Consider the following 12,306-nt stretch of genomic DNA (forward strand, 5'->3'; position numbering starts at 1 on the left):
ACCGATCGTCAGGCCGTCTCGAGGCCCCGGAATTCGAAGCGAGCACCGCCCTCTTCGCCCTCCGTGATCGAGAGCTCCCAGCCGTGAGCCTGGGCGATGTCACGAACGACCGCGAGCCCGATGCCGGTGCCGCTGCCCGACGTGTAGCCGTACTGGAGCACCTCGTCCCGTTTTTCTGCTGGGATTCCCGACCCCGTGTCCTCGACGGCGAACCCGGGCTCGTCCTCGAGCGACCGGACGCGAACCGTGACCGCCTCGCCACCGTACTGCACGGCGTTTCGAAACAGGTTCTCGAAGAGCGAGTGGAGCTGGTCTTCGTCGACGAGCACCCGCCCGAGGTCATCGCCCACTTCGAGCGTCGCCTCGGCCGTCTCGACGTTCTGCCAGGCGGCCGTCGTGGTCGCAGCGAGCGAAGCGGGATCCGGGTCGGAGACGTTCCGGCCTTCGCGCGAGGTGGTCAACAGGTTCTCGATGATCGTCTCCATGCGGTCGAGGGACTGCTCGATCTGGTCGAAGTCCTCCGGGTTCCCCTCCCGTCGCGCCATGTCGGTGTAGATCTGGGCGATACCCAGTGGATTGCGCAGGCCGTGGGAGACGACGCTCGCGAACTGCTCGAGCTTCTGGATACGTTCGTTGCGGTCGGTGATATCCTGGAACATCGACAACCCGGCGACGGACTCGCCCTCGACGGTGGTGATCGGGACGACGTGGACCGCCCACTGGCGATCCGCGTGCTCGATCTCGATCGATCGCTCGGTACCCTCGAGCGCGTCGCCGTAGGTCTCCTCGAGTAGCTCGCCAGCTTCGCCGCCGATCGCTTCTATCGGCGTCCGCCCCTCTATGCCATCTACAGACAGGGGGAGCCTCTCGAACGCCTGTCCCGCCGCGAGCGTACACCGGAGGTCCTCGTCGAACAGCATGACGACCCCGTTCGGGAAGTGCTCGGCGAGGGTGCGGTAGCGTCGCTCGGATTCCGCCAGCTCCTGTTCGCGCTCGATTCGCTCGGTGACGTCCCTGAAGTAGACGGAGACCCCGGTTTCGGAGGGATAGAGGTTCGCCTCCACCCAGAAGTCGAGCGGCTCGAAGTAGAGTTCGTAACTGGTCTGCTCCTGGGTCTCCATCGCCGTGTGAAACGCGTCCCAGACCTCGTCGACCTCGGCCGCCTCCGGAAACATCTCCCAGAGCGACTCGCCGAGGAGTTCGTCCTCGTTGGCCTGGAGCAGTTCCTCAGCGCGTTCGTTGACGTGCGTGAATCGATACTCGTCGTCCAGCGCGTAGAACGCGTCTGAGACCCGTCCGAGCAGTTCCCCGAGCTCGGACTCGAGTTGTCGTTCGCGTTCTTTGACCCCGGTGATGTCCTCGGCCGTGGTGATGATTCGCTGGAGGTCGCCGCCGTCGTCGAACACGGGGGCGGCGCTCACGGAGAGCCATATCCGGTCGCCGGAAGGGCGTTCGACGACGACTTTCTGGTCGAGAACCTGATTTCCGGTTTCGAGAACGCGAACCGCGGGCCGATCCGACGGCGAAAACGACGTACCGTCAGCGTGTGAAATCGTCCACTCCTCGAGGCTCTCGGAGCCCTCGGCGAGGTCCGGCTCCGTGAGTCCGAACAGCTCTCTCGCGCGGTGGTTCGCCAGGAGGAGCGAGCCCTCGGCGTCCCGGACCGAGATCGCGATCGGCGAGGTCCGCAGGAGTTGTTCGGTCAGGTCGCGCTCACGGCGGAGTTGCTCCTCGTACTCCCGTCGCTCGGTCATGTCTCGCGTGACCTTCGCGTACCCGACCAGGTCGCCGTCGTCCCTGATCGCGGTGATGACGACGTTCGCCCAGAACCGCGAGCCGTCCTTCCGGACGCGCCAACCCTCGTCCTCGACCTGTCCCTCCTCGCGAGCCGTCGCCAGTAGCCGCTCCGGTTTCCCGTCCGCGGCATCCTCCTCCGGATAAAAGGTCGAGAAGTGGTCGCCGACGACGTCGTCGGTGGTGTAGCCCTTGATCTCCCGGGCACCCGTATTCCACGTGACGACCGTCCCGTCGGCGTCGAGCATGAAGATCGCGTACTCGTCGACCGCCTCGACCAGCGTCCGCAACTGCTCTTCACGTTCGTACAGCGCGACCTCGGATCGCTTCCGATCCGTGACGTCGTAGTAGAGTTCGATTCGCCCGCCCGCGTACTGGCCGGCCGTGATCGGATTGCTCCGATGCTCGAGCCACCGTTCCTCTGCTCCGTCCACCGACTGGAGACGACACTCGAATCGCTCGGCGGCGGTGTTGTCCTCGTAGCTCGAGCGGATGACGTCGACGAATGACTCCGGATCGGCTACCCGGTCAGCGATCGTCTCCTCGAGCACGTTGCGCTTGTCGCGGCCGACGACGTTCTCCCGGTCGAGGTCGAAGAACCGCTCGATCGTCCGGTCGGCCCACACGATCTCGAAGTCCGAATCGAGGAGGAAGACGCCGACGTCGGCCTCGTCGAGGACCGAAGCCATCGACTCGAACGCGTCCTGAACGCTCTCGAGTTCGGCCTCTCGTCGCACCCGATCGGACGCGTCGCGGGCGATGCAGACCGCCCCCCGAGACGACCCGCCGGCCGACACGACGTTGAGTCGAAGTTCGCAGGGAATCGATTCGCCGGATGCGGTCCGGATCGCGAGCTCGAGCGTCGAAGCGTCGGTCGTCAACCGCGATCGAAATTCGGCCTCCAGTCGCTCCGCGTCGTCGTCCGTGAGGAACGCGGAGGGGCATGCACCCACCAGTTCCTCGCGATCGTATCCCGTCAGTTCGACGAGGGCGTCGTCGACGGCGACGAGGCAACCGTCCGCATCGAGTTGACAGACCCCACCGGGGACGGCGTCGACGAGCGTTCGATAGAGTTCCGAGAAGGAGGCGTCTGCGCCGGGTGGAGAAGACTCGGCCTCGTCGGTTTCCGGACGTTCACCCATACCCGTTTGGCAATCACCGGACACATAAATACTCTGTTACAGAACATCGAGGAGAAAGCCCACGACTTCAGTCGTGTGGAGGATGTCAACCGCTGTACCAGTTCGTACGGACGTTTGCGTGGGTAGCGCCCATCTGCGGCCGTCTCAGGCACCCTCGACGCGACGGGCGCCGTCCGACAGGCGCGACTCTGCGACCGCGAACGTGAGCGTACTCACGATTCCCAGGAGCGTCCCGCCCGTCAACGCTGTCGCGAGATACGGGATGCCGGCTCGATCGAGGAAGAAGGCGCTCACGGCGTGGAGGACGATCGCCATCGCGATTACGTAGAACGGGGCGTTGAGGTAGCGTAGCTCGAGGCTCCCGGCGATGTACTCGTCGGTGATCTGGCCCAGACTGGTCGTGATGCCGGCGGCGGCGATCCACTGGATCGAGCCGTAGACGAACGCCGCGAGCGCGACCGGAACGCCCCCGCCGGTCTCTCCCTGGACGGATTCGATCGTGTCGAGACCGCTGACGCCCCCGAGCACCATCAGCGTGGCGGCGACGACGTACGCGATGAGGGTCATCCGTCCGGCGTACAGCGAGAGCCGAAGTCGCTCGACGCTCTCGTCGAGGTGCTCGCCGAGGCCGAGGCCGCGCGAGATCAGGTACAGGCCGAGCAGTGCCGAGGTCACCCCCAGCATCAGCCCGGGCAGGTTGAACAGGCTCCCGAGCAGCGCGAGGGGGTACACCAGGAGCAAGATCCCGATCGGGATCAGGACCGTCCCCCGGGTCTCGGGGTCGGCCAGCACCTGCTTCATCGTGTAGTACATCGACTCGAGATTCTGGGCCTGGCGGACGACCACCCGGCGGACGCCGTCGATGGGCACCCGCGAGCGGATAATGGGGACGACCGACTCGTCCTGGGCGCCGTCGGTGACGAGCAACGCGGTGACGTCCTCGCCCGTCGTCAGACTGGCCAGCACGGTGTCGACCTCGTCGCCGACCTTGCGGTTGGCTTTGACGTCGGATCCCTCAAGGCCGGTGACGACGGCGACCTCGACGCTCTCGTCGCGAGAGTCGAGGTCGTCGTAGATGTGGAGCCCCTGGAAGACGACGTTGACGTCGGAGTCCTCCGGGTCCGCGGTCGCGAGGGCGACGGCCGCCTCCTCGACGTCTTCGCGGCCGATGACGGGCGTCGAGAATCCGGTCTTCCGACCCAGGTCGTCGTCGAGGTCGACACAGAGGACCAGCAGCATCGTGGGGACGTTGGGTTGCCCAGTATTTCCCTCTTCTGGGAGTGAGAGGACGTGGCATACCCTTCCGAAGGTGAGACGGTGTGAGACCCTCTTCTGCGAGCGAGACGGCGTGTCGCGATCGAGGCCTGGTGACAGGCAAAGCGCTCGAGCGAAACGAACGACCGCAGGAGTTGCCTCGAACGCTGGTCGAAGCGTTCAACGCGCTCGAGCCCCACCCACCGGCATGAACGGACTCGAAACCCCGCTTCCCGCGAACGCGGCGTTGCTCCCGATCGACGTCCAGCGAGGCTTCGACGACCCCGTCTGGGGCGAGCGCAACAATCCCGATGCCGAGGCGCGAATCGCGGACTTGCTGGCGGCCTGGCGCGAGACCGCCCGGCCGGTCGTCCACGCGAAACACTGCTCGAGCGAGGCCGACTCGCCGCTGCGACCGGGTCAACCGGGAAACGACTTCAAATCCATCGGGGAACCCCGCGAGGGCGAACCCGTCCTCGAGAAGCGAGTCAACGGCGCGTTCGTCGACACGGACCTCGAGGAACGCCTGCGTAAACGGGACGTAGAGACGGTCGTCCTCTGTGGCTTCACCACCGATCACTGCGTGTCGACGACGACCCGAATGGCCGAGAACCGCGGCTTCGATCCGGTCGTCGTCGCGGACGCCACGGCGACGTTCGACCGCGAGGGCTACGACGGGACGACCTACGACGCCGAGACGAGCCACCGACTCGCACTGGCTCACCTCGAGGGGGAGTTCGCGACGGTCGCGGAGACGGCGGCAGTGATAGACGCGGCCCGAGCGTGATCGGGTCGTCGTGGTTATGGTATACTATTCATAGTGTAAAAGTATATAATACATAGTTTTAGAATCGCCGTGACCCCACCAGCATTCAAGCCCATACGCGCCATAGCGCCGGTATGCGACTGTTCGTCAGCGTCGACCTCCCGGAATCGCTCGCCGACGCCGTCGCCGCGGCCCAGGAACCGCTCTCCGATGCCGCCGGAATCCGGCTCACCGACCCGACACAGGCGCACGTCACGCTCGTCTTCCTCGGTGACGTCGATCCCGATCGCGTGCCCGACCTCGAGCGGGAACTCGAGGCCGCCGTCGACGACGCCGGGGTCGACCCGTTCGAGGCACGCTTTGCCGGCCTGGGCGTCTTTCCGAGCCTCGAGTACATCCGCGTGGTCTGGCTCGGCGTCGAAAACGGACACGAGGAACTGACGCGCCTCCAGGCGGCCGTCGAGAATCGGACGACGGCGATGGGGTTCGAGGCCGACGACCACGAGTTCACGCCTCACGTCACCATCGCGCGAATGGACCACGGCGGCGGGAAAGAGCGCGTCCAGTCGGTCGTCCGCGAGCGCTCGCCAACCGTCGGCACGGCCACCGTCGAGGAGATTCGACTCACCGAGAGTCGACTCACCGACGACGGTCCCGTCTACGAGACGCGTGAGCGCTTCCCGCTCGAGTAGTCGGTTCGTCGAGGCTTTCGCTCGAGTCGATTTCGACGTTCCGTCTCCCATCGGCGAACCACCTGTTCTCTCCGCTCACTATCCGTCGTTCGTGACAGTCCGAGTCCCGCGTCAGTATCGCTTGAAAGACCGTCATCGAAAATAGACTGTTTTGTGATACTTACGTGTATTTTTCGATTTGGGTAGAGTCACCAAACAACTATTATACGCCCTGTAACTCGTGTTATCGACGAAATACAGCGGGAAGAGTAATACCAGATTCTGTTGTAACGGAACAGGTATGATCGAGGGATCGAGGACGGTCGATGTCGGTCGAAGCCTGACTGTCGTGAACCCAAACGCGTCCGTGAGCGCGACCGCCACCGCGGTGATCGAAACGGGTGCCGATCGGCCGATGCTATGACCGAGACCGACGGGTCCCGCGATTCTGGAGGCGACGGAACGACAGTCGGGGCGACAACCGACACGACGGACGGCGCTACGGCCGGCACGGCGGACGACGCGTTCGTCGACGGCGTCACGACCCGACGAGAGGTGCTGGCAGCCCTCGGCGGCGCAGTCGTCCTCTCTTCGACCACCGAGACGACGACCACGTCGGTCTCCGAAGGGCCGGTCCACCTCCGCGTCTACCCCGGCGCCCTCCCGACGACCGGGTGGACCCGCTACGGCTGGCAGGGCGTCTCGAGTGGCTGGCCACCGCCGTACGAGGACGCCCTCGAGGCCATCAGGGATGCGTTCAACCAGGTGACTGCGTACGCCACAGAGCAGGGACGGCTCGAGGGCGTCGACGTGATCGTCGAACGCGGCGGCCAGGTCGACCTCTCGCTCGCATCCGGTTCTTCTCCGCGGGACGCCGTCGCGCCCACCCAGCAGGGCGTCCTCGACGCCTTCGCCGAGGTGCTCGAGGAGCGAGGGGCCGTCACGGGGCGGTGTAGCCACCTCCTGTGCTGGTGGGGGCCGGTTCACTACGCAGTCGGGTACGGCGGCACCCGGCGTCCGAACCACCACGTCCGTGCGGTCGAGGGCGAGGACGCACAGGTCGTCGCCAACCTCGGCGCTGCGGAGACGTGGGACTCCCGCGACGTGACGAAGAACATCGCCATCCACGAGGCCTTTCACACGTTCCTCACCGGCGACGTCGTCGAAACCGTGATCGACAGCCGGTGTGAACACGACCTCGGGACCGCCGTCCGCGTCGACGACGACACCCTCGAAGTGTCGCCGATGGCGACCGCCTACGCCGGACCGGAGGGAGTCGGCGGCGGGACGCGATTCCACGGTACCTCGTGCTACGATCACGACGCGTTCTACCGCCACGACGGCTACGACGGAGTCGAGAACTGGCAGTACACGACGACCGTCAGCGAGGCGACCCTCGAGGCCGTCACGACCTACGTCGAGCGCTATCTGCTCGAGGACGGGTGACTCGGGCACGTTGCTCGAGTGCGCGTCGAACCCTCGACGGCCAGATGGACAAGATTTTAAGCCAGCGTCGGTTACCTGCGTCCACTATGGGCAAAAAATCCAAGGGCAAGAAGAAGCGGCTTGCCAAACTCGAGAACCAGAACAGCCGCGTCCCCGCGTGGGTCATGCTCAAGACCGACATGGAAGTGCAGCGAAACCCCAAACGACGCAACTGGCGTCGAAACGACACTGACGAGTAACCATGAGTGCAAGTGATTTCGACGAACGCGTCGTCACCGTCCCGCTGCGTGACGTGAAGAAAGGCCCCAACCACGAGGCCGCCAACTACGCGATGTCGGTCGTCCGCGAACACCTGGCGAAGCACTTCGCCGTCGACGAGGACGCCATCCGCCTCGACCCCTCGATCAACGAGGAGATCTGGGCTAACGGCCGCGCGAACCCGCCGCGGAAGCTCCGCGTCCGCGCCGCCCGGTTCGAGGACGCCGGCGAGGCCATCGTCGAGGCCGAGGTCGCCGAGTAACTTGCTTCGCGCCGCGTTCGGCGGGTCGTCGTACATCGGCGTCTTCGCCCGTGCGACCGACTCGCACCTGTTCGTCCGCCCCGACGCCGACGACGACCTCGTCACAGCACTCGCCGAGGAACTCGCTGTCGAGGCCGTCCAGACGACCGTCGGCGGCTCCTCGACGGTCGGTGCCCTAGCGATGGGTAACGAGAACGGCCTGCTCGTCAGTTCGCGCGTCCTCGAGTACGAACGCGAACGCCTCGAGGAAACCCTCGACGTGCCCGTCACCGAGTTGCCCGGCCAGATCAACGCCGCTGGAAACGTCGTCCTCGCGAACGACTACGGCGCGTACGTCCACCCCGATCTCCCCCGCGAGGCCGTCCAGGTCGTCGGCGACGCTCTCGAGGTGCCCGTCGAACGCGGCGACCTCGCCGGCGTCAGGACGGTCGGAACCGCGGCCGTGGCGACGAACGATGGCGTCCTCTGTCATCCCAAGGCGACCGACGGGGAGTTAGACGCCCTCGAGGACGCGCTCGACGTCCGCGCGGACGTGGGAACGATCAACTACGGTGCGCCGCTGGTCGGCTCCGGTCTGCTCGCCAACGCCCAGGGATACGTCGTCGGGAGAGACACGACGGGGCCGGAACTGGGCCGAATCGAGGACGCGCTCGGGTACATCGACTGACGGCAGACGAGTCGCGTTTCTTGCCTGTGATGGCCGGAGATCGACTAACAGTTTCTACGGACGATCATGGTACGGCCTCGAGCGTAGCCACGCTTCACTGATTTTACCCTTACTCCCGACGCTCGAACCGATGGCAAAGGACCTCGCTCCCGTCGTCCCACTCGAAGTTCTCGTGAGCGCGCTCGAGCAGGTCGCGGTACGCCTCGAGGTCCTCGACGCCCTCTCTTCTGGTGTCGGCGTCCGTCAGGTCCCCGAGGGTTCGCTCCGTGACGTCGACGACTTCGAACGTCGCGTCGTCGACGACGAACGTATCGCCCGCTTCGGCGTAGGCTCGTCCGCGGTGAATCTGGGTGATTTCGCCGTCGGAAGCCTGTGATCGCATTCGAGGCGAGGGGAGCAGGGTATCCGGCTCGAGTTCGGTCATACCCGGCATTCGGTCGGTGGGGCAAAAACGCTTGAGCCTACGGTGGGGATGGTCTCGAGCATGGCTGGCGTCTCGGAACCCGGATTCATCGATCCCGAGTAGTCGGGTCGGCAGGGAAGGGAACATTCTTCCGACTGCCTGACGGACCAATAGCCATGCGAACAATCGATAGCCGCGAGGCGACACACGCGCGAACCGACGCCGCAACCGAGGTGGCTCACTGATGGGCGCCAGTCAGCAACAGCTGCAGGAACTCTCCCAGCAGCTCCAGGAGATCGAAGAACAGATCCAGGTCCTCCGGAGTGAAGTCGAGCAAGTCCGGGACGAACAGGACGCCGTCGACGAGGCGACCGACGCCATCGATCAGCTCGAGACCGGCTCGACGGTCCAGGTTCCCCTGGGCGGCGGCGCCTACGTCCGGGCGACGATCGACGACATCGACGAGATCATCGTCGAACTCGGTGCCGACTACGCCATCGAACGGGACCAGGACGGCGCTGCCGAGACGCTCGAGCACAAGAAAGACCGCCTCGGCGACCGGATCGACGACCTCGAGGAGGAGATTACGGATCTCGAGAGCGAAAGCGGCCAGCTCGAACAGCAGGCCCAGCAGCTCCAACAGCAGGCGATGCAACAGCAGATGCAGCAGATGCAGGGTCAGGGCCAGGGTCCGGGATCGGATCAGGGCCTCGACGAGTAACGAGGACCGAGAAACGAGGAACGAGAAACCAGCAACGAGAACGAGGAACGAGTAGGCGACACCTATGTTCGACAACCTGAAGGAAAAACTCGGCAGTTTCCGCAAGGACGCCGAAGAAGCCGCGGAGGCGAACGTCGAAGACGTCGACGAGGACGAACTCGAGGACGGCGACCTCGAGGAACCGGTTGACGCGTCAGAGGCGGAACCCGCGCAACCGGAACCGGAACCTGAACCGGACGCCGAGAACGAACCAGCAGCGACGGCCCCAGCCACGGCGACCGACCCGCGGTCGAGTGTCGAGTCTGAACTCGAGGACGAAGCGGCTGCTGGTGCAAGTACTGAACCCGAACCCGAACGCGAGTCTGCGGACGCGGACGCGACCGACGCTGGCGCGTTCGGAACTCGAGACGACGCTCCCGTTGCAGAGACCGACGCCGCACCCGTCGAAGACGGAGCGATCGAGGAGGATGCCACGACCGACGAGGAGGTTGTCGGGGGCGGTTTGCTGGGCGAAAGCGAAGACGGAGACGAACCCGAAGAGGACCTCGAGGTCGAAGCCGACGCTGAAGTCGAAGCTGAAGTTGAAGCCGAAACCGACGCAGACGACACCAGCGGCATCGGCTTCGGCCGCAAGGCCAAATCACTCGTCCGCGGCAAGTTCGTCATCGAAGAAGACGACCTCGAGGGGCCGCTTCAGGAACTCGAACTGGCCCTGCTCTCGAGCGACGTCGAAATGGGCGTCGTCGACGAGATCGTCGACAACATCCGCGAGAAACTCGTCGGCGAGACACGCACGTTCACCACCTCGACGGGCGCGGTCGTCGAAGAGGCCCTCAAAGACGCAATCTACGACGTGATCAGCGTCGGCCAGTTCGACTTCGACGAGCGGATCGCCATCGAGGACAAGCCGGTCGTCATCGTCTTCACGGGCGTCAACGGCGTCGGCAAGACGACCTCCATCGCGAAGCTGGACCGCTACTTCGAGGAACGCGGCTACTCGACGGTGATGGCCAACGGCGACACCTACCGCGCCGGCGCGAACGAACAGATCGCCGAGCACGCCAGAGCCCGGGACTCCAAACTCATCGCCCACGACCAGGGCGGCGACCCCGCAGCGGTGCTCTACGACGCCGTCGAGTACGCCGAGGCCAACGACGTCGACGTCGTCCTCGGAGACACCGCGGGTCGGCTCCACACCAACGAGGGGCTGATGGACCAACTCGAGAAGATCGGTCGCGTCGTCGGCCCCGACATGACCCTGTTCGTTGACGAGGCCGTCGCCGGCCAGGACGCCGTCAACCGAGCCCGGGAGTTCAACGCGGCCGCCGAGATCGACGGCACGATTCTCACGAAAGCCGACGCCGACTCGAACGGCGGGGCAGCCATTTCGGTGGCCCACGTCACCGGCAAGCCGATCCTCTTCCTGGGCATCGGCCAGGGCTACGAGGACCTCGAGCCCTTCGACCCCGACGAGATGGTCGAGCGGCTGCTCGAGGAGTAAGGACTGACGTTCTCACAGCGGACGACGTTTTTCGAGGGCGTCGAGCAAATCAGCGATCCTCGTCCACGCCGTTGGACGCGACGCCGAGCGTCGCGGTCATTCGCACGGCTTCCTCGACGCTGACGTCGACGTCGGAGACGGCTTCATCGGGGACGTGGACGATGAACCCGTTCGTCATCGGATTCGGGCCGAGCGGGATCATGACCGTCTGCATGTCCCCCGCATCTGCACTCTCCTCGATCGCCGTCGGAGTGTCGGCGGTCAGAAAGCCGAGGACGTGCGCGCCCCGGTGGGGGAATTCGACGAGTTTCACGTCCTCGAACTGGTCGACGTCGTCGTCGATCAGGACGTTGCTCGCCTGGCGAACGCTCGTGTAGATCGTTCCAATGCCGGGAATCGTCTCGAAGGTGCGGTGGAACCAGCGAGAGAGGTACGTACCGGGGGTGTAATCCGCAGCGAGTCCGACGAGGAGGAAGAATGCGAGCAGCGCGAGGATGGTCAGCACTTGCATGACCGCTGTCGACGGCTCGTTGTCCCAGAGGTAGCCGATGCCGGCGATCACCGGCGTGAGGATCCCGAGGACGAACTCAAGGACGACGAGGAGGACGATGAGCGTGACGATGATCGGGATCGTGATCACGACCCCGTTGACGAACCACCGCCTCAGCCGCGACGACAGCGCGTTCATACGTCCGTATACGGTACGGATCCATGAAATTCGTTCGGCCTGCAGTGATCACGAGTCGGTGGTATCGACGCGCTCACGGCACCGGCGGTGATCGTCTCAGTGCTCGTATGACCGGTGGAATGATCGTGCCAGCGCTCGAGTATGACCGACGGGACGGTCACGCCAGCGCTCGAGGACGGACAGTGGTACGGTCACGCCAGCGCTCGAGGCGGTCGGCGACTGCCCGAGGGACAGACCTTTCGGTCGCCCAACCATCGATGGAGACATGACGAAAACGCCGCCACCGCGACTCGTCTACGACGACGACTGTGGCTTCTGTACCTGGTGTGCCGAGTACGCCGGTGCCCGCGGCGCGTTCGAACTCGTCGGCTTCGAGGACCTCTCGCCGGATCAACTCGCCCGACTGCCCGACGACTACGAAACCTGCGCCCACCTCCTCACCCGGGACCGGGTCTACTCCTGCGGCGAAGCCCTCGAGGAGGCCGTGGCCCGCCTCGAGACGCCCGATCGGTTCGTGGCTCGAGCGTTCCGGCGACTCCCCGGACACGGTCGATTGCGAGAGTGGGGATACCGCGCGGTTGCGGACAACCGGGTCCTGTTCGGCAAAATTGCGAGCCGGGACCCACCGGCGAGACAGCAGTGACAGCAGCCGTCACCTCGTACGAACGATATTGATCCTCGCTATAACATCTATACTATTACCGAACAACGAGTCTCGAACGTCTCGGGTGGT

At 65.1% G+C, this 12,306-nt stretch carries 13 protein-coding genes; 9 read left to right on the forward strand and 4 right to left on the reverse strand.

The window, feature by feature from the left end:
• Window positions 1-8 precede the first annotated feature (8 nt).
• Together ACFQO4_RS07700 and ACFQO4_RS07705 are read right to left on the reverse strand one after the other, a co-directional pair.
• Window positions 9-2,936 carry a PAS domain S-box protein gene (locus tag ACFQO4_RS07700; protein WP_500260322.1) on the reverse strand — a complete coding sequence of 976 codons (2,928 nt, stop codon included), beginning with the start codon at window positions 2,934-2,936 and terminating at the stop codon, window positions 9-11.
• A gap of 144 nt (window positions 2,937-3,080) precedes the next feature.
• Window positions 3,081-4,175, reverse strand: coding sequence for a DUF373 family protein (locus ACFQO4_RS07705; RefSeq protein ID WP_500260323.1), 1,095 nt, complete (start codon window positions 4,173-4,175; stop codon window positions 3,081-3,083).
• 223 nt (window positions 4,176-4,398) lie between these two features.
• Between ACFQO4_RS07705 and ACFQO4_RS07710 the strand changes: the two genes are divergently transcribed.
• The 6 genes from ACFQO4_RS07710 (at window position 4,399) to ACFQO4_RS07735 (ending at window position 8,260) form a co-directional block, all read left to right on the forward strand.
• Window positions 4,399-4,977, forward strand: coding sequence for a cysteine hydrolase family protein (locus ACFQO4_RS07710; protein ID WP_500260324.1), 579 nt, complete (start codon window positions 4,399-4,401; stop codon window positions 4,975-4,977).
• A gap of 113 nt (window positions 4,978-5,090) precedes the next feature.
• Window positions 5,091-5,648: an RNA 2',3'-cyclic phosphodiesterase gene (gene thpR, locus ACFQO4_RS07715; protein WP_500260325.1), complete on the forward strand. Its 558-nt coding sequence runs from the start codon at window positions 5,091-5,093 to the stop codon at window positions 5,646-5,648.
• Between the two features lie 399 nt (window positions 5,649-6,047).
• Window positions 6,048-7,073, forward strand: coding sequence for a hypothetical protein (locus ACFQO4_RS07720; RefSeq protein ID WP_500260326.1), 1,026 nt, complete (start codon window positions 6,048-6,050; stop codon window positions 7,071-7,073).
• An 86-nt stretch (window positions 7,074-7,159) separates the two neighbouring features.
• Complete coding sequence (locus ACFQO4_RS07725) at window positions 7,160-7,312, forward strand: 50S ribosomal protein L39e (protein ID WP_497902219.1); 153 nt, start codon at window positions 7,160-7,162, stop codon at window positions 7,310-7,312.
• A 2-nt stretch (window positions 7,313-7,314) separates the two neighbouring features.
• Entirely contained in the window at window positions 7,315-7,593 is a 279-nt protein-coding gene (locus tag ACFQO4_RS07730; RefSeq protein WP_253431751.1) for a 50S ribosomal protein L31e, read from the forward strand.
• A 1-nt stretch (window position 7,594) separates the two neighbouring features.
• Complete coding sequence (locus tag ACFQO4_RS07735) at window positions 7,595-8,260, forward strand: translation initiation factor IF-6 (protein ID WP_500260327.1); 666 nt, start codon at window positions 7,595-7,597, stop codon at window positions 8,258-8,260.
• A gap of 109 nt (window positions 8,261-8,369) precedes the next feature.
• On the opposite strand, the gene ACFQO4_RS07740 is transcribed toward ACFQO4_RS07735, so the two are convergent.
• Window positions 8,370-8,684 (reverse strand): ASCH domain-containing protein, encoded by a 315-nt coding sequence (locus tag ACFQO4_RS07740; RefSeq protein ID WP_500260328.1) that lies wholly within the window; start codon window positions 8,682-8,684, stop codon window positions 8,370-8,372.
• A 223-nt stretch (window positions 8,685-8,907) separates the two neighbouring features.
• On the opposite strand from ACFQO4_RS07740, the gene pfdA reads away from it, so the two are divergent.
• Both pfdA and ftsY read left to right on the forward strand, forming a co-directional pair.
• Window positions 8,908-9,384, forward strand: coding sequence for a prefoldin subunit alpha (pfdA, locus tag ACFQO4_RS07745; protein WP_500260329.1), 477 nt, complete (start codon window positions 8,908-8,910; stop codon window positions 9,382-9,384).
• Window positions 9,385-9,448: 64 nt separating this feature from the next.
• Window positions 9,449-10,885, forward strand: coding sequence for a signal recognition particle-docking protein FtsY (gene ftsY, locus ACFQO4_RS07750; RefSeq protein WP_500260330.1), 1,437 nt, complete (start codon window positions 9,449-9,451; stop codon window positions 10,883-10,885).
• A 49-nt stretch (window positions 10,886-10,934) separates the two neighbouring features.
• On the opposite strand, the gene ACFQO4_RS07755 is transcribed toward ftsY, so the two are convergent.
• Window positions 10,935-11,573, reverse strand: a complete 639-nt coding sequence (locus ACFQO4_RS07755) for a DUF502 domain-containing protein (protein ID WP_500260331.1) — start codon at window positions 11,571-11,573, stop codon at window positions 10,935-10,937.
• Between the two features lie 265 nt (window positions 11,574-11,838).
• On the opposite strand from ACFQO4_RS07755, the gene ACFQO4_RS07760 reads away from it, so the two are divergent.
• A complete protein-coding gene (locus ACFQO4_RS07760; protein WP_500260332.1) occupies window positions 11,839-12,216 on the forward strand; it encodes a thiol-disulfide oxidoreductase DCC family protein in 378 nt (125 codons plus the stop codon).
• The last annotated feature ends 90 nt before the right edge of the window (window positions 12,217-12,306 follow it).

Origin of the sequence: Saliphagus sp. GCM10025334 (assembly GCF_042663485.1) — an archaeon.
GTDB lineage: Archaea > Halobacteriota > Halobacteria > Halobacteriales > Natrialbaceae > Natronosalvus.

Excerpts from the sequence above, each read along its gene's own strand:
- ACFQO4_RS07700 (WP_500260322.1), bottom strand. The coding sequence starts at position 2,936 with ATGGGTGAACGTCCGGAAACCGACGAGGCCGAGTCTTCTCCACCCGGC.
- ACFQO4_RS07705 (WP_500260323.1), bottom strand. The coding sequence starts at position 4,175 with ATGCTGCTGGTCCTCTGTGTCGACCTCGACGACGACCTGGGTCGGAAG.
- ACFQO4_RS07710 (WP_500260324.1), top strand. The coding sequence starts at position 4,399 with ATGAACGGACTCGAAACCCCGCTTCCCGCGAACGCGGCGTTGCTCCCG.
- thpR (WP_500260325.1), top strand. The coding sequence starts at position 5,091 with ATGCGACTGTTCGTCAGCGTCGACCTCCCGGAATCGCTCGCCGACGCC.
- ACFQO4_RS07720 (WP_500260326.1), top strand. The coding sequence starts at position 6,048 with ATGACCGAGACCGACGGGTCCCGCGATTCTGGAGGCGACGGAACGACA.
- ACFQO4_RS07725 (WP_497902219.1), top strand. The coding sequence starts at position 7,160 with ATGGGCAAAAAATCCAAGGGCAAGAAGAAGCGGCTTGCCAAACTCGAG.
- ACFQO4_RS07730 (WP_253431751.1), top strand. The coding sequence starts at position 7,315 with ATGAGTGCAAGTGATTTCGACGAACGCGTCGTCACCGTCCCGCTGCGT.
- ACFQO4_RS07740 (WP_500260328.1), bottom strand. The coding sequence starts at position 8,684 with ATGACCGAACTCGAGCCGGATACCCTGCTCCCCTCGCCTCGAATGCGA.
- pfdA (WP_500260329.1), top strand. The coding sequence starts at position 8,908 with ATGGGCGCCAGTCAGCAACAGCTGCAGGAACTCTCCCAGCAGCTCCAG.
- ftsY (WP_500260330.1), top strand. The coding sequence starts at position 9,449 with ATGTTCGACAACCTGAAGGAAAAACTCGGCAGTTTCCGCAAGGACGCC.
- ACFQO4_RS07755 (WP_500260331.1), bottom strand. The coding sequence starts at position 11,573 with ATGAACGCGCTGTCGTCGCGGCTGAGGCGGTGGTTCGTCAACGGGGTC.
- ACFQO4_RS07760 (WP_500260332.1), top strand. The coding sequence starts at position 11,839 with ATGACGAAAACGCCGCCACCGCGACTCGTCTACGACGACGACTGTGGC.